18 protein-coding genes and 1 pseudogene are annotated in these 19920 nt (G+C 68.4%); 8 read left to right on the forward strand and 11 right to left on the reverse strand.

All coding sequences use genetic code 11. From position 1 onward, the window contains the following. Positions 1 to 20: 20 nt before the first annotated feature. Genes ACH4YL_RS27390 through ACH4YL_RS27400 form a run of 3 tightly spaced genes read left to right on the forward strand, consistent with a single transcriptional unit; the run spans position 21 to position 3129 of the window. Complete coding sequence (locus ACH4YL_RS27390; RefSeq protein ID WP_398510100.1) at positions 21 to 1319, forward strand: ABC transporter substrate-binding protein; 1299 nt, start codon at positions 21 to 23, stop codon at positions 1317 to 1319. Further along, a complete protein-coding gene (locus tag ACH4YL_RS27395; RefSeq protein ID WP_398510101.1) occupies positions 1316 to 2296 on the forward strand; it encodes a carbohydrate ABC transporter permease in 981 nt (326 codons plus the stop codon). Before ACH4YL_RS27390 ends, ACH4YL_RS27395 begins: the two co-directional genes overlap by 4 nt. Next, positions 2293 to 3129, forward strand: a complete 837-nt coding sequence (locus ACH4YL_RS27400; protein WP_398510102.1) for a carbohydrate ABC transporter permease — start codon at positions 2293 to 2295, stop codon at positions 3127 to 3129. Before ACH4YL_RS27395 ends, ACH4YL_RS27400 begins: the two co-directional genes overlap by 4 nt. A 134-nt stretch (positions 3130 to 3263) precedes the next feature. On the opposite strand, the gene ACH4YL_RS27405 is transcribed toward ACH4YL_RS27400, so the two are convergent. The 3 genes and pseudogenes from ACH4YL_RS27405 to ACH4YL_RS27415 all read right to left on the reverse strand — a co-directional run bounded on the left by ACH4YL_RS27405 (position 3264) and on the right by ACH4YL_RS27415 (position 5056). Beyond that, positions 3264 to 3824: a hypothetical protein gene (locus ACH4YL_RS27405; protein ID WP_398510103.1), complete on the reverse strand. Its 561-nt coding sequence runs from the start codon at positions 3822 to 3824 to the stop codon at positions 3264 to 3266. Between the two features lie 96 nt (positions 3825 to 3920). Further along, positions 3921 to 4283, reverse strand: a pseudogene (locus tag ACH4YL_RS27410) (sigma-70 family RNA polymerase sigma factor); the annotation flags it as partial. Positions 4284 to 4588: 305 nt separating this feature from the next. Next, the gene (locus tag ACH4YL_RS27415; protein ID WP_398510232.1) at positions 4589 to 5056 is read right to left on the reverse strand and encodes a hypothetical protein; all 468 of its coding nucleotides are present in this window, start codon (positions 5054 to 5056) and stop codon (positions 4589 to 4591) included. A gap of 270 nt (positions 5057 to 5326) precedes the next feature. On the opposite strand from ACH4YL_RS27415, the gene ACH4YL_RS27420 reads away from it, so the two are divergent. Continuing rightward, positions 5327 to 6421, forward strand: coding sequence for a hypothetical protein (locus ACH4YL_RS27420; RefSeq protein WP_398510104.1), 1095 nt, complete (start codon positions 5327 to 5329; stop codon positions 6419 to 6421). 54 nt (positions 6422 to 6475) lie between these two features. Here the strand turns inward: ACH4YL_RS27420 and ACH4YL_RS27425 are convergent, their stop codons facing one another. From ACH4YL_RS27425 to ACH4YL_RS27435, 3 genes are all read right to left on the reverse strand, one after another. Further along, on the reverse strand, positions 6476 to 6688 hold the full coding sequence (locus ACH4YL_RS27425; RefSeq protein WP_398510105.1) for an acyl-CoA thioesterase/BAAT N-terminal domain-containing protein: 213 nt from the start codon (positions 6686 to 6688) through the stop codon (positions 6476 to 6478). Between the two features lie 96 nt (positions 6689 to 6784). Next, entirely contained in the window at positions 6785 to 7723 is a 939-nt protein-coding gene (locus ACH4YL_RS27430; protein ID WP_398510106.1) for a hypothetical protein, read from the reverse strand. Between the two features lie 514 nt (positions 7724 to 8237). Next, a complete protein-coding gene (locus ACH4YL_RS27435; protein WP_398510107.1) occupies positions 8238 to 9161 on the reverse strand; it encodes a LysR family transcriptional regulator in 924 nt (307 codons plus the stop codon). Positions 9162 to 9267: 106 nt separating this feature from the next. Between ACH4YL_RS27435 and ACH4YL_RS27440 the strand changes: the two genes are divergently transcribed. The 3 genes from ACH4YL_RS27440 to ACH4YL_RS27450 all read left to right on the forward strand — a co-directional run bounded on the left by ACH4YL_RS27440 (position 9268) and on the right by ACH4YL_RS27450 (position 12183). Beyond that, on the forward strand, positions 9268 to 10470 hold the full coding sequence (locus ACH4YL_RS27440; RefSeq protein ID WP_398510108.1) for a cysteine desulfurase-like protein: 1203 nt from the start codon (positions 9268 to 9270) through the stop codon (positions 10468 to 10470). Positions 10471 to 10501: 31 nt separating this feature from the next. Then, positions 10502 to 11014, forward strand: coding sequence for a DUF4279 domain-containing protein (locus ACH4YL_RS27445; protein ID WP_398510109.1), 513 nt, complete (start codon positions 10502 to 10504; stop codon positions 11012 to 11014). Positions 11015 to 11343: 329 nt separating this feature from the next. Continuing rightward, positions 11344 to 12183: an endonuclease/exonuclease/phosphatase family protein gene (locus tag ACH4YL_RS27450; protein WP_398510233.1), complete on the forward strand. Its 840-nt coding sequence runs from the start codon at positions 11344 to 11346 to the stop codon at positions 12181 to 12183. Positions 12184 to 12510: 327 nt separating this feature from the next. On the opposite strand, the gene ACH4YL_RS27455 is transcribed toward ACH4YL_RS27450, so the two are convergent. The 3 genes from ACH4YL_RS27455 to ACH4YL_RS27465 all read right to left on the reverse strand — a co-directional run bounded on the left by ACH4YL_RS27455 (position 12511) and on the right by ACH4YL_RS27465 (position 15637). Continuing rightward, a complete protein-coding gene (locus tag ACH4YL_RS27455; protein WP_398510110.1) occupies positions 12511 to 13287 on the reverse strand; it encodes an alpha/beta fold hydrolase in 777 nt (258 codons plus the stop codon). A 467-nt stretch (positions 13288 to 13754) separates the two neighbouring features. After that, positions 13755 to 14432 carry a response regulator gene (locus ACH4YL_RS27460; RefSeq protein ID WP_398510111.1) on the reverse strand — a complete coding sequence of 226 codons (678 nt, stop codon included), beginning with the start codon at positions 14430 to 14432 and terminating at the stop codon, positions 13755 to 13757. Next, the gene (locus ACH4YL_RS27465; RefSeq protein ID WP_398510112.1) at positions 14429 to 15637 is read right to left on the reverse strand and encodes a sensor histidine kinase; all 1209 of its coding nucleotides are present in this window, start codon (positions 15635 to 15637) and stop codon (positions 14429 to 14431) included. The genes ACH4YL_RS27460 and ACH4YL_RS27465 overlap by 4 nt, the downstream gene beginning before the upstream one ends. A 337-nt stretch (positions 15638 to 15974) precedes the next feature. On the opposite strand from ACH4YL_RS27465, the gene ACH4YL_RS27470 reads away from it, so the two are divergent. Further along, positions 15975 to 18185 (forward strand): MMPL family transporter, encoded by a 2211-nt coding sequence (locus tag ACH4YL_RS27470; protein WP_398510113.1) that lies wholly within the window; start codon positions 15975 to 15977, stop codon positions 18183 to 18185. Between the two features lie 320 nt (positions 18186 to 18505). On the opposite strand, the gene ACH4YL_RS27475 is transcribed toward ACH4YL_RS27470, so the two are convergent. Further along, entirely contained in the window at positions 18506 to 18892 is a 387-nt protein-coding gene (locus ACH4YL_RS27475) for a hypothetical protein (protein ID WP_398510114.1), read from the reverse strand. A gap of 214 nt (positions 18893 to 19106) precedes the next feature. Beyond that, on the reverse strand, positions 19107 to 19811 hold the full coding sequence (locus ACH4YL_RS27480) for a haloacid dehalogenase type II (RefSeq protein WP_398510115.1): 705 nt from the start codon (positions 19809 to 19811) through the stop codon (positions 19107 to 19109). Positions 19812 to 19920: the final 109 nt, after the last annotated feature.

Genomic DNA, 19920 nt, shown 5'->3' on the forward strand with positions numbered 1-19920 from the left:
TCCCCGAAAGAGGTCGCACGATGAGAAGAAGGACGACAGCCCTCGCCCTCGGCACCGCCGCCGCGATGATCCTGACGGGCTGTTCCACCATGAGTCCCACGGCAGGCGGGACCGTCACCCTCAACATGGTCGAGAGCCTGACCAACCCCGCCCGCACCGCCCTGCTCAAGGGCCTCATAGCCGACTTCGAGCAGAAGAACCCCAAGATCAAGGTCAATCTGGTCTCGCCGCCCACCGAGCAGGCCGACCAGAAGATCCAGCAGATGCTCCAGTCCGGCAGCGGTGTGGACACCCTCGAGGTGCGCGACATCACCGTGGGCCCCTGGTCGAACAACGGCTGGCTGTATGACATGAAGAAGGACCTGGACGGCTGGGAAGGCTGGCCGGCCATGACGGAGAACGCCGTCAAGGCCTCCAAAGACGACAAGGGCAGGACCTACTTCGTCCCCTACGGCTTCTACGGCCTGAGCCTCTTCTACCGCACCGACCTGATCAAAAAAGCGGGCTTCGACAAGCCACCGGCCAGCTGGGAGGACCTGCTGAAGCAGGCTTCCGCCCTCCACAACCCGTCCGAGCGCCGGTACGGCTACGCCTTCCGCGGCGGCTCCAACGCCAACGGCAACGCCTCCGCGATCATCGAGGCGTACGTCGCCGACGATGTCGACCCCGCCAACGGCTACCGGTTGAAGAACGGCCGCACGATCTTCTCCGCGCCCGGCGCCCTCGACGCCATGGAGACCTACCTCGAGATCTTCCGGCGCGCGTCGCCGAAGTCGTCCGTCTCCTGGGGCTACCCGGAGATGGTCCAGGGCTTCTCCAACGGCTCCACGGCCTTCCTGCTCCAGGACCCCGAAGTGATCGCCACCGTTTCGGAGTCCAAGTCGATCTCGGCGGACCAGTGGAGCACCGCGCCCCTGGTGGCCGGCCCGAGCGGCAAGACGGTCCAGCCTCTGGCCACCGCCGGTTGGGGTGTCGCCAAGGGCAGCAAGCACAAGGCCGAGGCGGTCAAGCTGGTCGAGTTCCTCTCCCAGAGCGAGGCGTCGACGAAGTTCACCAAGGCGAACAGCCTGGTGCCGATCCTGAAGTCGGCGACCGAGGACCCCTTCTACAAGACCGGACCGTGGGCCAGCTACGTCACCATGACGGCAAACCCGGACAAGTACCTGGTGGTCACTCAGCCGCGCGGCGTCGCCTGGTGGACCGAGTGGCAGCAGAGGGCCGACGCCGACATCCAGAAGATGGTCCTCGGCAAGCTGACGCCCCAGAAGCTCCTGGCCGGCTGGGACACCTATTGGACCGAAAAGTGGAAGCAGGCATGACCGCCGCCTCCACGACGACGAAGGCGAAGGCGAGGCCCGGGCGCCCCTCCCGCAAGGGGGGCGCCGTGCCGCCGCGCCGGGGCCGCAGGACGGAGTTCACCACCCGGCGCGGGCTACTCATCGCCGCCTTCATGGCCCCGGCCGCCGTCTTCGTCGCCGTCTTCACCTACTATCCGGTACTCGCGGGCAGCCAGATGGCCTTCCGCAACTGGAAGCTGACGGACCTCACCGACACCTCCTGGGTGGGCCTGAAAAACGTGCGGGACGTCTTCGCCGACCCCGCCTGGGGCACCGTGCTCGGCAACACAGCACTGTGGGTGGGCGGTTCGATCGTTCCCCAGCTGGTGATCGGCTTCGCGCTCGCGCTGTGGCTGCGCCGCCACTTCCGGTTCCGCGGTCTCTACCAGGCTCTGATCTTCTTTCCCTGGGCGATCTCCGGGTTTCTCATCGGCATCCTCTTCCGCTGGATGTTCAACAGCGAGTTCGGTGTCGTCAACGATCTGCTCCAGAAAACAGGGCTGATCGACGAGCCGATCGCCTGGCTGGCCGATCCCGACACCGCGATGACAGCCGTGCTGATCGCCAACGTCTGGTACGGCGTCACCTTCTTCACGATCATGATCCTGGCCGCGTTGCAGTCGATCCCCGACGAGCTGTACGAGGCGGCGGCCCTGGACGGCGCCGGCAAGGCGCGCACCCTGTTCCAGATCACCATTCCCTACATCAGGACCACGCTGGCGCTCACCGTCCTGCTGCGGGTCATCTGGATCTTCAACTTCCCGGACCTGATCTTCGGGATGACAGGCGGCGGCCCCAACGACGAGACCCACATCGTGACCACCTGGATGATCAAGATCACGCAGCAGGGCGACTACGGCAAGGCCTCCGCGCTGGGTCTGATCGTGGTGGCGGGACTGCTGCTGTTCGCGACGTTCTACTTGCTGGCCACGCGTGAGAAGCGAGAGGTGAAGCCATGATCGGCAAGGAGACTCCGGCCGGGCGGGCCGCCAAGTTCGCCTTCCTGGGCCTGTGGCTGCTGTTCACCGTCTTCCCGCTCTACTGGATCACGATCACCTCGCTCAAGGCACCGGGCGACATCTTCGCCTTTCCGATCGCCTACTGGCCCGAGCACTTCTCGCTGCAGAACTACAGCGGGCTTTTCGGCACGGCCGACTTCGGCACATACCTCACCAACAGCCTCGTGGTCGCCACCGTCGCCGGCGTGGTGGCCACAGTCATCTCGATGCTGTCCGCGTACGTTCTGGCGCGCTTCGAGTTCCGCACCAAAACCGCGCTGCTGATGGCCGCGCTCGTCACCCAGATGATTCCCTCCTTCATCGCGCTCGGGCCGCTGTACCTGCTCATGACGGACCTCAGACTGGTGGACAACCGGCTGGGGCTCGCCCTCGTGTACATCGCCGTGTGCATCCCGTTCTGCACGGTGATGCTCCGGGGGTTCTTCGAGAACATCCCGGACGCGCTCGAGGAGGCAGCCATGATCGACGGCCTGTCACGGTTCGGGGCGCTGTTCCGGGTACTGCTGCCGGTGATGCGTCCGGGAATCGTGGCCGCGTTCATCTTCAACTTCGTCAACTGCTGGAACGAGTTGTTCCTGTCGGTGACGCTCATGAACAGCGATGCCAACAAGACCGTCCCCACCGCCCTGAACGGCTTCATCTCCAGCTTCAACATCGACTGGGGGTCGATGTCAGCGGCGGCCGTGCTCACGATCCTGCCCACGATGGTCCTGTTCGCCTTCGCCAGCCGCCACATCGTCCAGGGCCTCACCTCCGGCGCCGTCAAAGGATGACCGGGGGACTCGCGGTGGAGGAGGGCGCGGTAGACAGTCGCCGGTGGTGCCTCGATCACCCGGCTGGCGCGGTCGCTCCTGCCCATGGCCCGAGTCTGGGACCGAGGAGGTTCCCGAGGCCCATCCTCTTCGGGTCAGTCGGTGATGTACCAATTGTTCTTGAGGTACTCCAGGGTGTAGCTGCCGAGGTCGCTCTCGGAAAAGGTTGCGGAAGCCCTGACCGCTTCGACCGGCATCTCGATCTTGTCAGGCGTGCGCACGGCGATGCGCTGCGGGTCGACCGTCGCGGTTTGCAGGGCCTTCTTCTGCGCGGGCGAGATCATCTGGAACACGGCGGAGTACGTCGACGTGCACGGGCCGGACCCCTGGTCCTGTGCCTTCTTCGCGGCGGGCCCGGCCACTTCGCAGACCGTGTCGATGTCCTCACGGCCCAGGGCGTGGAGGTACTGCTCGTACCGCTGGATCGCGCCCTCCTTCGTCCTGGGTGCGGGCTGGTCGCCGGTTGGCTCGGCCGACGGCTTCTCGGTCCGAGGGGACACGGACGGCGTGGCCGACGGCGACTCGGCCTGCGTAGACGCGGACGGCTGCGCAGGCTTCGCGTCCGGGTCCTCCTTAGATTTCTCCGGACCGCACGCACACGCCACCAGCACCACACAGGCCGATACCGCCACGCTCACCATCGTCCGATCTTTCATTCGGGGTCCCCCATCGCCAGCCGACAACACGTCAAGAGGTCACGCAGGATCGGGGGGAACGGTTCCCGAGCCGGTCCAGGCGGGACGCCGGCCGGTTCACGGAGGGCCCCGAGTCCGCGTGCGCCGCTGCGCGAGGCCACGTGCCAGGCGAGCCACCCGGCTCTCCGTGACGCCCAGGACGTTGCCGATCTCGGCGAGAGTCAGCCCCTCGTAGTAATAGAGGGTGACGACCGTCTTCTCACGCTCCGGCAGCGTGTTGATCGCACGGGCGAGAAGCCATCGCAGCTCGCGGCCCTCCGCCACTTCGACCGGGTTGTCCGTGGCCGTGTCCTCCAGGGCGTCCATCAGGCTGAGCCGGTCGCCGCCTTCGCCGCCGACATGCAGCAGCTCCTCCAGCGCGACCACGTTCGCCAGCGACAACTGGCTGAAAACCGCGTGCAGTTCGTCGATCATCGCGCCACGGATGCGGGTGCGATCTGAGGCCCACCGAGCATGAACTCGCGGCGCTGCACCACGACAGTGACCTGCGCGAGGAACTAGCCGGAGCTGGACAGTCAGTTGCGTGCCCTCCAGCCCGCAGCATTCCGTCACTTCGGGAGCTGCAATTCATAGCCCATGTTCCGCTCGGTGCCCGCACGGGACGTGCAAATGCTGCGCCGCACGAGCAGCAGGCCACCAGGGCCGGCAGCCAGGGCGACACCGGCACAGCTGCTGGCCCGCAAGCTACATGCCTACGAGGCGTTGTGACGTCGGCATCTGCCGACTCACCCGCCAGACGTCTTTCCCCCGCCTCGGTTGTCACGGGAGCCGGGGCGCAGCGCAAGGGCGCACCATATGGCCGCCGCCGTCAGCGCGGACACTGCCATCGCGCCCAGCACGGGTGCCTCCGGCCGCCAGCCCAGGGAGAGCCGGGTGCCCAGGAGGGTGAGCACAACTGCGATCTGCCCCGGGGCGTAGACCGGCACCCTGGCGGCGGCAGCCCGCAGTGCGGCTGCCGCCGCCAGGCCCGTCGCGGTCCAGGTGACCAGATACGGCCACACTGCCCCCGTAGCGGCGGGCGGCAGCCCATATTCCTCGGGGCCGATACGGAACAAGGCGCCGGCCCAACCCAGGCCCACCCCAAGGACGGTGATGCCCGCCACCCACAAGGCGTGCCGCCACAGCGGGCCGGGCAGCACGGTCTCTTCGTGCTCTTCGTAGTCGTCAGGGCTGGAGGGGTCGAGGAGTTCGATCACGACCAGAAGGACGCGGCCTGGAGGCCGCACGTTGCGGGATCACGCAATCGATGTCTTCGCGGGGGCCGATGAGCTTTCAGCGCCGAGGGCCGGCGGGTACGGCTCACAGGAGTGACGGTCGCCGCTGCGCGCGGATCGGGTCTTGGCGGGACGCGTCAGCACAAGTCATCTGCAAAGAGGGAGACTTGGGGTCGACGGGGCGTGGTGGGTGGCCGTGGAGGCCAGCCACCGTGGACGCTGTGGCGAGGCGCCGGAATAGGGGGACAGATGGCTGTACCGAGGCTGCTGTGGGAGGAGCCGGACCCGAACCTTGAGATGGCTGCGGAGGCTGGTGACGTCGGGGCCATGAAGGCTCTTGGCATCCACCTTTACGATTCCGGTGGCAGTGGGAAGCTCGCCGAGAAGTGGCTGCTCGCTGCGGCTGAGGCCGGGGATCCCGAGGCGATGTACCGCTTGAGCGGGATCTACTGGGACCGCGCCGTCAACAGGCACCCGAACGGTGGCGCCGATGAGGTCAGGTCGGCCGACTGGGGCAGGCGCGCCGCGCGGGCGGGCTGGCCCGAGGCTGTAAGTGCGATGGGCGTGCAGAGCGGCGTCAGCGCTGAGGAGCGAGAGTTCTGGCTTCGGCGCGCAGTGGAGGCCGGGGACCTGTGGGCGATGACTTCCCTGGCAGAGCTGGCCGAGAAGCACAAGCGGCTCGACGACGCTGAGCACTGGTACCGGATGGCCATCGACCACGGCGTGTCCTACGTGCGTCCCTCCTTGTCCTACCTGCTGATGAGGCAGGGGCGGTTGAGCGAGGCGGAGCAGTGCGTGAGGCCGGAAGCCGAGGCGGGCTCAGTGAGAGGCGCCTGGCAGTTGGCGGACGTACTGGAACAGCTCGGCCGGACGCAGGAGGCTGCAGCGTGGCGGGAAAGATACGAGGCTCTGAAAGCCCGGGAGATCGAGGGGAGCCTCCACGAAACGGCGGGCACCGTATCGGAGTTCGCCACAGTCGCGGTCACGGCGCTGGTCACTACCGCGGTTGTGCCCTTCGTCCAGGCCCTCGTCGCCAAAGCTGCCGAGGATGCCTACGGGCACGCCAGGGGCCTCGTCCGCCGGATGCTGCGGCAGGACGGGGAGCCGGCGCCGGCGGGTGAGCCCGTCGGGGAGTCCTCGGGTGAGGAGGAAGCCGGTCTCCTCATCGCCGACGACGCAGAAGCGGGGATCACCCTCTTCATGTGGTCGAACGCGTCGGATGAGGCGCTGAGAGCCCTGTCGTCCCTCGACATGGACGAGCTGACCGCCCGCAGACCGGACCAGGGCCAGGTGTGCCTCGTGTGGCATCCTGCGCCCGGCAGGTGGCACATCCGCGGGCGATGACCCACCGTGACCGCCCCGGACTCCTACTCCTGACTGCTGATACCGCACTCGGAGCTACAGGCTCATGCCGTCGGCCTGACGGCGCGTTCCCGCGGTGGACCGCTGGGGCGCGAGATCCACCTCACCGGCAGTGTCGGCTGTGGCCACGGCCCTGGCCGACCAGCGCAACCCCTTGTGATCGACAGCCTGCGACGCGACTGTCACGTCCTCGCCAGGGTGCAGCCCGGTTACCCGTATCCGCCTTCCGCACGGGAGAGGTTCAGACACAGGCTCTGAGCTTGTTCTTCAACCTCGGGTGTGCTGTGACGTCGAACCGGGACCGTCTGCCATCGAAGTTGGACCGGCTGAGATGTTGTCGGGTGTTCATGCTTCTATGCGCAGCCAGGTGTTGCCTGTGCGGAGCCAGAGGGAGCCGTCGCGGCCTTGGCCGCAACGCATGACGACTCGACCGGGCACCCGAAGCCGACGGCGGCTGGTTACTGCCCAGGTAGTTCCGTTGAGCTCGGCACGTATGAGCTCGACGGACCGCTTGTTGTGGTCTCGGCGGGTGAGTACTGCCCGGTTGCCGCGGACCGCGAATCCGTCCGGTTGGGGGACGGGGCTGGCATAGCTGGCCACGTGGCCGGTGGACGGAGTGATCCGTGTCAGGAACGTGCCGCCTCTGCTGCTGCCGGAGTACCAGACGAGCCATACCTGTTCGTTCTCGGTCGCGGCGGTGCGGCCTTCCAGTGGGTGGTCGGGCAGCCGTCCCTTGGGAGCCCAGGACGTCTGGCCCTGGGTGTTCCAGCCCGCGAGGCCTGCTCCTGACTCGGGGTGGCCGCCGTAGATGCCTTCGTCGCCGTAAGCCGTCCAGATACCTCCGTGGAGGTCGGTGACCAGGGCGGAGATGTCATCGCCGACGCAGAACTCGGCTTCAGGCGTACCCGATGGGGAGAACACCACAGCGTTGGGCGTCCAGGGGCCCTCGGTCTCGTTCCGGAACGTACGACCGCTCACCAGCAGGAATCGGGAATCCGGGAGCAGGGCCAAGTGGCTGGGCCGAATCCGAATGTCCTTCACCAGGATGCGCCGCTCCTCCTGCGCGGTGATGGTGACCAACTCACCGGTGAACGGGACTTCCGGCCTCCACCCGATCCACCCCTTGGCGTAGCGGGTGTGATCAAGGTATCGCTGGTGGACCAACAGGACCGCAAGCTCCCCGGCGGGCCCGACGCTCCACCAAAGGGCTCGGCGCCCCCGCACGGCATCGGCGGCGGGAAGCCGCCATACGTTGTGTATCGCGGCATCGGAACGAGCAGTCATGGGGCGGAGATTCATTGGCAGTCGCCTCTAGGACTCCGGGAGCTGAGCCGCCCGAAGAGCGCTACCTTACCGGCCCTCGCCCAGTCCAACTCAAGTGGCAATCTGTCCAGCGGCCGTGTCACAGGACATCCGGTGTCGAAATGTGAGCCGACGCCGCCGTATCCAGGTAGCGGTCCGGTACTCGCACCTTCCTTGACCCCGCCCGACACCATCGAGCTCGCCCTGCACCGGGCAACGCAAGATCTCGCCCGCTGCCACGGCACCCCCACCCACAAGGGCCAGCCTCCGCACCGAGCCGGGCAGTTGACGTTCGACCTGTAGCAACGGAGCGCGCCTCGGCCGCCGTCGACCAACGTGACTGGTCAGGCAGCTTGGGCGGCGGCCGTCGGGCTCGGTGCCGTCCTCAACGGGCTGCAGAATCACACCGCAGCCGAACGAATGACCTTTGACGTGGTCGACTGACCACCAGGTGACCAGGTGTAGGCCCAGGCAGGCCAAAGAACTCTGGCCGAAGCTAGATCCGGACGCTTCGCAGCGCCTCTGTCAGCAGTGTGACCAGCTCATCGATGATCTGGGGGCGGATGCCGGGGCGGCTCACGGCGAGGATCTGCCGGCGGAGCGGCGGGGCCTCGGGAGGCAGTGCCACCCGCTCGATGCCGGCGCCGTCCAGCTCGCCGCCCAGGAGGGTTGCCGGGATCAGGCCAACCGCCAGGTCGGCGCGGATCATTGCGAGCATGCTGTGCAGGTCCTCGGTCTCGAACGTCACGTGGGGTTCGATGCCGAGTTCTCCGGCCCAGCGGTGCAGCAGGCGCCGGTCGGCGTTGTGGGCATGGCCTGAGATCCACTCCTTTTCCAGGCAGTCGGCCAGCTCGACCTGGCGGCGGCCCGGTCGGGTGCCCGTGACAAGGACGAGCGGCTCGCTGCCGAGGGAGGTGATGGTCCACTCGCCGGAGGGAGTCGGCGGATCCTCGGGGAGGTAGCGGTAGGCGATGAGCAGGTCCATGTCGCCCGATTTCACCTTGGGCAGGCCCTCGTGTATCTCCACGTCGATGAGGCGGATACGGGCGCTGTGGCCACGGGCTTTGAGGGTGGACAGGACCCCGGGGAGCAGGTGGCTCATCGCGCTGGGGTAGGTACCGACGCGCAGTTCCGCGATCTCGCGGTTGCCGATGCCGTTGGCGGCGTCCTGGAATCGGGCGGTCGCGTCGAAGAGCGTCTCGGTGGCCTGGGCGAGGGAGCGGCCGGCTGCTGTGAGGATCAGTCGGCTGCCGGGGCGACGCACGAGCACCTCGATGCCCAGCTCGCGTTCGAGTGCGGCGATGTGCTGGGAGACGGCGGAGGGTACGTAGCCGAGCGCCGCCGCCGCGTCGGCCATGGAGCCGTGGTTCACCACAGCCAGGAAGGTGGCCAGGAGCTTCAGATCCGGCTGCGGCTTCATCGATCGTGAACTTTCTCTTCTCGATTCATCGCTTTACGTGTCGCTCGGCCAGGTGCCAGATTCTAGACACTCCCCCTGGCACGTCGCTCGACAGAAAGCCGAGGCCATGGCCATCGACCTCACCGCCCTCCGGGCCCACTTCCCCTCCCTCAACACCGGCCTTGCCTTCTTCGACGGACCGGGCGGGACCCAGACTCCCCGCCCCGTCGCCGAAGCCATCGCCGCGACGCTGACCGGCCCCCTGTCCAACCGGGGAAACGTCAGCCCCTCCGAGCTCAACGCCGAACGCGCCGTCGCGGACTTTCGCGCCGCCTACGCCGACCTGCTGAACATGCCCGCCGGCGGCATCGTCCACGGGCGCAGCGCCACCCAGCTCACCTACGACTTCTCCCGCCACCTGGCCAAGAGCTGGCAGGCGGGCGACGAGATCGTGCTGAGCCGGCTGGACCACGACTCCAACGTCCGCCCCTGGATACAGGCGGCCGAGCGCGCCGGAGTATCGGTCCGCTGGATCGAGATCGACGCCGCGACGATGGAGCTCGACCTCGACTCGTACGAGCGGGCTCTCTCGCCCCGGACCCGCCTTGTTGCGGTCACGGCGGCCTCGAACGTGCTCGGCACCAAGCCGCCAGTGCGCCGGATCGCCGACCGGGCCCACGAGTTCGGCGCCCTGGTGTACGTCGACGGGGTGCACTACGCCGCACATCACCTGGTGGACGTACCTGCCCTGGGGGCGGACCTTTTCGTCTGCTCGCCGTACAAGTTCCTCGGACCGCACTGCGGGGTGCTCGCAGGGACGCCCGAACTTCTTGAAACTCTCGACCCGGACAAGCTTCTGCCCTCCCCCGACAACGTGCCGGAACGTTTCGAGTTCGGCACGCTGCCGTACGAGATCCTCGCGGGCGCCACCGCCGCCGTGGACTTCCTCACCGCGATCGACCCGGGCACGGGAACCACCCGCCGCGAACGTCTCGCGCATTCGCTCGGCGCCCTGCACGAGCACGAGCAGGCACTGCGCACAAGGCTGGAGGACGGGCTCCAAGCTCTCGGCAACGCCGTCACCCTCCACTCGAAGGCGGCCGACCGCACCCCCACCCTCCTGATGACCCTCCAAGGCCGCGACGCCCGCGAGGCCCAGGTCCACCTTGCCTCGCGAAACGTGGTGGCCCCCGCCGGATCGTTCTACGCGTACGAGGTCTTCGCCGCGCTGAAGCTGCAGGACCCCGCCCTGCGGGTGGGCCTGGCACCGTACAACACCGCCGACGACGTGGACAGATTCCTCGACGGTCTCGCCGACTTGAACTTGTGATGTCGGTGGGTCGGGGCCTCTCGGAGCCGCTTTGGAGGACTCGCTGGTCCTGTGGCGGGTGGTCTGTCATGGTGATCGCGTGCCAGATGAATTGCCGACGCAGCCACCGATGCCGGATGCGAAGTGGTCGGCTGGGTCGTTGCGGATCACGAGCCGGACGATCAGCGCGGAGGAGATCTCAGAGGCGTTGGGGCTCGATCCACACGACAAGTTCGAGCAGGGCAGTCTGGCCATCCCATGCAACCCGGACAGCTTCCGGCGGGAATCCAGCGTGTGGATCCTCACAAGCGGCCTGGGCAGTGACCGCTGGCCTGACGAGCACGCTGCGGCCCTGATCAAGCTGCTGGAGGGACGCCACGAGGCACTGGCTCGGCTGGCCGCCGATTGCGAGGTGGAATTGCTCCTCGGCTTCGGCAGCGAGAACGGTCAGGGCGGATGTGTTCTGCCCTCTGATCTGTTGAAGGAGGTCGGCCTGCTCGGGATCGATGTGGTGTTGGACCTGTATCCGCCGACGCCCGGCGACGTGTCCTCCACTGCGGAATGAACGCCTCTGGTGTCACCCGTCAGCATTGCGGCGACGGTTGCGGGCGACAGGACGGTCCCCATCGAGACCCTGCCCGAGCCCCGGCTCCGCACCCGCACCCGCACCCGCACCCGCACCCGCAGAGTCCGGCCGATCCGGCCCCAGGTCCTGGCACGCGGCGGCGTCATCGGCTGGCCGGCCTCGTCCTCGAAGACGATCCAACCGCCGCACGCCGCCGCAGTGTCCGAGCGCAACGAGATCCGGCAGACCGCATGTGCTGTTGAAACCCGTCCCATAACCTCGTGGATGGAGAGACGTCAGATGCCATGTGTATCCACTCTGAGGAGGCGATGGTGCTCGGAAGGGGCACGCGGTTGCTCGCGGGCGCTGTGATCGTGGCCTGCATCGTGTTTGTCGGCCCCAGTGCACCAAGCGGTGGCCTATTCGCCAGGTCACTGCCCGCCGAAGCCGTCAGGGATGTCGTACCGAACCGGGTCATGACGTGGAACATCTGCAACCCCTGCGAGGAAAGCAACGCTGACCGGGCGGCGGAGATCGCCACGTATGCGCCCCAGGTCATCGGCCTGCAAGAAGCGTGCGTGCGTGACGTCGAAGGGATCCGGGACTATCTGGAGAGGCATTACGGGCTGGTTTACCACGTCGAGTACGGGATGGTTCTTCAGAATTGGGACCGCTGCGGAGGAGTGCCGTGGAATCCGGGGGCTTTCGGCCAGGCGATCCTCTCGGCGGCACCGATGACAGACCGCGACCACGTGGAATACCCCGAAGGAGGATCCGAAGACCGTGGGTACCTGGCAGTCACCACCATGGTGGGCGGCCAGCCTGTCCGGGTCTTCAACACACACCTCGCCCAACGACGTCAGGAAGCAGTCCGAGCAGACCAGGCCGGCGTACTCGCCGCAGAGGTCGCCCGGCACGACCGCGCGATCGTTCTCGGCGACTTCAACGCCGTGCCGGACGCTCCCGAACTCGCCCGGATATGGGCACTGGCCGCGGATACAGACCCTCAGTGTCGTCCCTCGCCCGTCGGCACCTGCAAGCCGACCACCGACTGGCAGAGCAAGTTCGACTACATCTTCCTGCGAGGCATCGTCCCGCTTGGGCACCGTGTGCATCCCACCCCGTACTCGGACCACCACGTGCTGCACACCGACGTGGACCCAACTTAAGCAGGCATCCTGGCCTGCTCGGGCCGGGCGGGGTCGGCAGAACGCGAGCCGACGCTGCGGTGAATCCGTGCTCGGCCAGGATCTCCATCCACCGCTCGGGCTCGTAGGCCTCACCGCTTCGCGACGAGCGCGGGTCCTCGTCCTCGGACCGGTTGATGTACGAGGGCTGGCAGCCGTAGCAGCCCTCGATCGCGGGGCGTTGAGAGAAGGCGAGGACACCGCCGGGCCGCAGCCGCTTGCGGATGACAGGCAGCAGCTCGTCCGGATCGGTGAACCCGACGTTCCTCGTGCGACCGCCTGATGAACTCCGTCCGGCCGCCTACCGCCTCATGCCCGGCCGGTCACGAACGAGTCGAGGACCGCGGTCAGCTCCGCCGGCTTCTCCACCGGCAGTTCGTGGCCGGCGTCCACGATGCGCACCAGCGCGTCCGGATAGGCCTTCGCCATACGCAGCATCTGCGCGACGGGCAGCTGGATGTCGTGGTAGCCGTGCACCAACAGGGTGGGCGTAGTGATATCGCCGACCCGGTCGAGGACGTCGAAGGTCCGCATGGCGGCGTAGCACGTCATGACGACCTCCCGCGGTGTGGCCGACGAGGCCCGGACGTATTCGCGGATCTCCGCGCGGGGGTGGCCGGGGGCAAAGGCACGCTGGATGTTGGCGGCGACGAACAACTTGAACGGCACCAGCGTGGATGCCGCCATCAGCAGGCCCCTCCCACGGCTGTACGTCATCCGGCTGATCGAGTTCACGAGCACCAGGCGCTCGATCCGCTTGGCGTGGCCCAGAGCGAGGGTCTGCGCGATCATCCCGCCCATGGAATGGCCGACGGGTATGAACCGGTCGATCTCCAGCTGATTGAGGAGGGCAATGACGTCCGCGGCCAGCTCATCGATCGTCTGTGCCGACCCGCCGCTCTCGCCGTGCCCGCGCAGGTCGAGCCGTATCACCCGCCGCGTTGGGGCGAAGTGCGCCATCTGGTGGTCCCAGCGGTGCCGGTTGGCCGTCCAGCCGTGGATGAACACCAGAGGCACGCCCTCACCGTCACGGGGGCCTTCGTCGTCGTACGTCAATGCCGCTCCGTCGACAGCGAACTTCGGCATGGGCGTGGCCTCCTGGGCGTCAATTCGAGTACGGCCTGGTCCTGCCGCCGCGCCCCGGAAACCGCCGCCACTTTGTTGAGGAAGTCGAGGTTGCGCCCGAACACGTCAAGGGCAGGCCCCGGCCGTGGAACGTGTCCCGGTGACCGTAGCCGGGAATCTCGGCGTACGCGAGGTCCAATAGCGGCTGCCGGTTGTGGCGTCCAGCGCGTTCACGTGCCTGACGAAAGGGGCGCACGCGGCCCCGTCCCGCACGAAGACGAACTCGCCGAGCCCCCAGGAGGTGCGCGTTCGAGCTGCCTCAGAACGTGCCGAGCAGTTGCGCGTTGAGCGGGCTTCCACGGGAACGCCCGCCCACAAGGCGAGGGCTTACGGCTGGTGACCGCGTTGCGGCGTTCACGGATCCGCCGATGCAGCCCGGCCACCGTGGCATCGACATCGTGGCGCGGGGGTTCGGCGCCGAGGAGGTCTCAGTGGCCGACGTCGTGGTCGCCCGCTTCCACGAGGCCGCTCTCGTAGGCGAAGATCACGATCTGGATGCGGTCGCGCAGCCCGAACTTGGTGAGGATGCTCGACACATGTGACTTGACGGTGGCGGCACCGATGACGAACTGCTCGGCGATTTCCGCATTGCTCGCGCCGCGGGCGACGGCGGTCATGATCTCGCGTTCGCGGCCGGTGAGCCGTTCCAGGCGGGCCGCGACGGCGGTGTTGGGGATACGGCGCTCGGCGAACCGGTCGATGAAGCGGCGGGTGATCGAGGGCGCCAGCAGCGTCCCGCCCTCGGCCACCGTGCGGACGGCGGTGGCCAGTTGTTCGGGGGGAATGTCCTTGAGCACGAAGCCACTGGCGCCGGAGCGCAGCGCCTTGTACACGTACTCGTCCGGATCGAACGTGGTCAGGATCAGCACCCGAGGACCCCAGTCGGCCTCCTGAAGGATCCGGGAGGTCGCTTCGAGGCCGTCCATCTCGGGCATGCGGATGTCCATGAGGATCACGTCCGGGCGGTGCCGGCGTGCCGCCTCGATCGCCTCGAGGCCGGTGCCCGCCTCGGCCACGACCTCGATGTCGTGGTGGACCCGGAGAATCATGGCGAAGCCCCGGCGTACCAGTGCCTGGTCGTCGGCCACGACGACGCGGATGCTCACGTGGGCTCCCCCGTGACGGGCAGACACGCGGTGAGCCGGAATCCGCCGCCGGGGCACGGCTGAGCGTTGAGGCTTCCGCCGAGCAGGTGAGCGCGTTCCCGCATGCCGACGATGCCGTGGCCCGGTGGGCCCTTGTGTGCGGCCGGCAGGGCCTGGAAGGCGGCGCCGGGGCCGTCGTCGAGGACCTCGATGGTGATGCCGTCGCTTGCGTCGCGCAGGTGCACCTGGGTGCGGGTGCGCGGTCCGCTGTGCTTGAGGACGTTGGTCAGGGCCTCCTGGACGATGCGGTACGCCGAGAGATCCACGCGGGCCGGGAGAGGCGTGCGGATGTTGTTGGTGAACGAGACGTCCAGGCCCGCCTCGCAGATCTCGGCCACGAGCCGGGGCAGATCGGCCAGACCCGGCTGGGGCCCCAGACCGTCGCGCTCGGCGTCCGGCCGCAACACCCCCAGCAGGTGCCGCAGTTCGTCCAGCGCCTGGCGTCCCGCCTCCTCCACCGCCGCCATCGCCTCCAGCGCACCCTGCGGATCCTCGGCGGCCACCATCCGGGCCGCACCCGCCTGCACCGTCATCATGCTCACCCGGTGGGCGACCACGTCGTGCAGTTCACGGGCGATGTGAGTGCGTTCCTCGGTCACGATCCGCCGCGCCTCGGCGGCCTGCTCCTGGCGGAGCCGGGCTGCACGCCCGGCGCGCAGCCGCAGGCGCCGACCGAGGTACCAGACCCCGGACATGACGAAGGCGCCGAAGGCGATGTCCCCCCAGGGGACGGAATTCAGCATGCCGTCGACCGTGAGGGCGGCGACGGCCGCGACGACGCCGAAGGGGCCCCACCGGTTGTCCTCGGCGTGCCGCCCGACGCTGTACAGCGCGACGATCACGATGGGACCAAGCGTGGAGTAGCTGCTTCCCAGCGTCGGGGCCCATGCGAGAAGCGCCACGCACAGGACCGCGACCGGCGTGCGCCGACGCCAGTAGAGCGCCACGCCGGCCACCGCGAAAAGCAGGAGAACGGGCTGGAGGATGCCGGTGACCGGGCGGACGGCCATCGCGTCGCCCGGGGCTTCCTCCAGCAGAACGGCCGGCAGGAACATCGCCGCCGCGAGGACGGCGTCCGCGGTCCGCGGCCAGCGCGTGAACGGGCCGCGGAACCTGCGCGGCACGCTGCGGCCCGGCGGCTGGTCCTGCGGCGCCCTGCGGTTCATCGTCGCTCCATCAAAAGGCGTCCGGTGCCCTGGTGCAGGTCGCCGGGACGCACCGGCACGTCATCGTAAGTGCAGCTCGGCGGCATCGTCACCCGCCTGCCGACGGATCCGGACCTCCGCCGCCAGCAGGAGGCGCCGCCCTGTTCTCCCCCGCCGCGCGCGGGAGGGCCGAACCCGCCGCGTGGCGGGAGACGGCACCTGTCCCAGCGCCCACGCTGGGACAGCTCACTCCCGCTGCCGCCGAACACCCACCAGGTGCGGTCGGCCGGCAGCCAGCCCGAGGAGCCCGACCGGCCCTTGCCGTCCGTGGCCACCCGTCCCACAGGAGCCCACCATCATGAACCGACTCACGCGCCGTATCGGCGACGCGAGCGCCCGCCGGCCATGGGTGACCATCGCCGCCTGGCTGGCCGCCCTGGCCCTCGTGCTGCCCCTGGCCGGCCTGGCCGGTACTTCATTCGTCGACGACCTCGTCGCACCCGGCAGCCAGAGCGAACAGGCGATGGAACTGCTCGAAGAGCGCTTCCCCGAAGCGTCCGGCGGCAGCGCCATGGCGGTGTTCGCCGCCCCAGAAGGACAGCGGATCGATCGCCACCGGCCCGCCATCAAGGCCGCCGTAGCTCGGATCGCCGCAGTGGAACACATCGCCACGGCCACCGATCCCTTCACCGCCGGCACGATCTCGCCCGACGGACGGATCGGCTTCGCCACCATCACCTTCGACATACCGGCCATGGACGTGCACCCCGCGCAGATCGAAGCCCTCAGCGGCGCGGTAGCACCCGTACGCGGCAACGGTGTGGTCGCCGAACTCGGCGGCGACACCGTCTTCATCAACGCCGAAACGCCGACATCGGGCGCAGAAGCGGCGGGCCTGCTGGCCGCCCTGGTCATCCTGGTGGTCGCGTTCGGCACGATCGTGGCCGCGCTGGTCCCCATCGCGCTCGCCCTGGTCGCCGTCGCCACCTCCCTGGGCGGCATCACGCTGCTGGCCCATGCGATGGACGTCTCCACCGCCGCCCCCACGATCGGCGCGATGATCGGCCTGGGCGTCGGCATCGACTACGCCCTGTTCATCGTGGCCCGATACCGCGAAAACCACGCCGCCGGCCAGGACAACCCGACCGCGCTGTCCAACGCCATGGGATCGTCGGGCGCGGCCATCCTGTTCGCCGGCGGCACGGTCGTCGTCGCGATGGCCGCGCTCGCCCTGACCGGCCTGGGCTTTTTGACCTCGATCGGTCTGAGCACCTCGCTGGTAGTCCTGTGCGCCGCAGCGACCGCTCTGACCCTGCTGCCCGCGCTGCTGACCCTGCTGGGCGACCGCATCCATCCCCGACGCCGCCGGAACTCCCGTACCCGCCGGGTGAAAAGTCATAACAACCCCGACATCCCCGACAACCGCCAGGACCACGGCAGCCCCCAGAACACGGCATGGTGGCGCTTCGCCCATCGCGTCTCCCGCCGGCCGTGGCCCTACCTGCTGGCCGCGTCCGTAGTGCTGCTGGCGCTCGCCGTCCCGGCGCTGCGCATGGAGACCGGCTTCCCCGACGCAGGCAACGACGCCACTACCACCACGCACCGCCGTGCCTACGACCTCCTGGCGGAGGGCTTCGGCCCCGGCTTCAACGCCCCCCTGCTGATCGTCGCCGACCTGCGCAGCCCCGGCGTGGACGCGAAGGGCATCCCCGAACTGTCCCGCCGCCTCGCCAACGATCCCGGCATCGCGTCCGTCGGCGCCTCCCGGACCTCCGCAGCCGGGGACACCGTCGTCCTGCCCGCGATCCCCAACACCGCACCCGCCGACGCCGCGACCTCCCACACCCTCGACCGCATCCGCGACAGCGTCCCCGACAACGTCGCCGTCTCGGGCCTGACCGCCATGACCGACGACCTCACCCGGCAACTCGCCGACACTCTCCCGCTCTTCATCACCGCGATCATCCTGGTGTCGTTCCTGCTGCTGATGCTGGTGTTCCGCTCCATCACCCTGCCGCTGAAAGCCGCCGTGATGAACCTGCTGTCCATCGGCGGCGCCTACGGCGTTGTGGTCGCCGTCTTCCAGTGGGGCTGGCTCGGTGGACTCTTCAACGTCGACGAAACCCTGCCGATCGCCTCCCCCCTGCCGACGATCTTCTTCGCGGTCCTTTTCGGCCTGTCCATGGACTACGAGGTATTCCTCCTCTCCCGCGTCCGCGAGGAGTACGAAGCCACCGGAGACACCAAGGAATCGGTGGCCCGCGGCATGGCCGTCACCGGCCGCGTCATCACCTGTGCCGCGCTGATCATGACGGTGGTCTTCCTCAGCTTCGTCCTCAACCCATCGCCCCTCGTCAAAATGATGGGTCTGGGCCTGGCGACAGCCATCGTCCTCGACGCCACCATTGTCCGGATGGTGCTCGTACCCGCCGCCATGGCGCTGCTGGGCCGCGCCACCTGGTGGCTGCCCCGAACCCTCGACCGCCGCCTCCCCCGCATCACCACGCACGGCACCGGCACCCCAACCCGACCCACGCCCACACCCGCACCGGCCCCGGCACGTCCATAGCCACGCCACCCCACCGCACAACAAGCCGTCTGCAGGCCTTCGGGAACATCACGCGCGCACCCGTGTCACACAAGGACGGAGCAACGGGAAGACCGTCCTCGTGAAAGGACTTCTGCACACTGGTCTTCCAGGTGGTGCGCCCAGCCAGTTCTGGGCGCACCTGAACTGGATTTCCCCAACCTGGTTGGCACAGCGCGGATCGGCAAGAACGGGAACACCCTGCTCGATGGCATCAGTTCAGTTGGCAGGCACGTCAGCTATCGAAGGCAGCCTTACGCCGAGGGCGACCTGGCACATTCGACTCCGAACAAGCCGTACCCTCAACTGCCGTAACAGGTCCCAAGGTCGTTAGTCGCGCCCCTGGAGGGCGTGGCGCAGAGGTTCGTCGAGGGCGCGCGAGGGGACGCCCACTTGCGCTGCTCCCGTAGCGCGTCGGCGACGCCCATGCCCTCCGGCTCGCGGGGCAGCGCCGTCGTCGTCCACGAACTCTCGTACGGGCCGATGTCGATGCCGCTCGCCTGAAGCGTCTCCCGCCTCTCGCGCTCCCACAGCAGACGGCTCCGCTCCGCCGCACGGTCCATCCAGATCAGCCCCTCGAAGTACCCGCGGGCGAGCTCGAGTTCCTCGTCGTCGAGCACCGCGCGGTGTGTGATGAGAAAGCCGTTCAGCTCGGGGCTCGCGAGCCCTTGTGTCGAGCCCACCTCCATTCCAGCGCGACTCCAGCTCCATCTCCTTCAGCAACTGCGTCAGCCCCCGCAGCGCCGAGATCCGCTCATCCCGCCAGGCAGCCCGCGCTGCGCGCAACCGCTCGTCCTCGGCCAGCCTGAGATTCGCCGACTCGTGCTGCGCCTGCCGCCTGGCGGGACGGGCCGGGCACCGCTCGGTAGCAGGACTGGCCGCAACCACACGACCGTCGCATGATCAGCCGGACAGGCCTTGGGCCTTGTCGAGTTGGTCGGCCAGGTCAGCCAAGTCGTCGGCGCGCAGATCGAACCGGTCCGAGGAGGCGGGCGGGTCGCCGACGGGGCGGGCGACGTAGGCGGTTCGCAAGCCGAGGCTCTGCGCACCGCGCAAGTCCCAGGCGTGAGCGGCGACCATCAGCAGCCGCTCCGGCGGCCGTCCGGAGACGGTGACGGCCAGCCGGTAGACCGCTGCGTCCGGCTTGTAGGTCCGGGCGTCTTCGGCGGACAGGGCCTGGTGCCAGCGCAGTCCGGCGTGGGCGTTGAGTTGCAGCAGCGCCGTCCTGCTCGCGTTGGAGAGTCCGATCAGCGGGAACCGTTCGGCGAGTCGGGCGAGCCCTGCCACGGTGTCGGGCCACGGCGGGAGCCGGCGGCCTGACAGGGCCAGCGCCGCTACGGCACCCGGGTCGCCGACTCCGGCGGCGTCGGCGACGAGCCGGGCGGCTTCCCGGTCGAGGACGTCGCTGGTGACGTAGGGCCGGCCGCCGTCGAGGATGCGACGCTGCTCGCGGTCGATGTGCTGCTGCCACAGCGACAACAGCTCCTCGATCCTAGGATCGTCGAGCGACGGGGCGAGTTCACGAATGCCTGCGCGGATACCGGCGGGTTCGTCGACGAGCGTGCCGAGCACGTCGAACACGACGGCATCAATCTCCAGCTCTGACATGCGACAGGGTCTCCTGGACGAAACGGGGGCGTGACAGTGGCTGTTGGCCGAACGCAGCGGCAAGCCATCCTCATTCCCGACCCCGACCCGACCCGACCCGAACTACACC

This window comes from Streptomyces sp. NPDC020681 (assembly GCF_044334895.1).
In the GTDB taxonomy this organism is placed as follows: Bacteria; Actinomycetota; Actinomycetes; order Streptomycetales; family Streptomycetaceae; genus Streptomyces.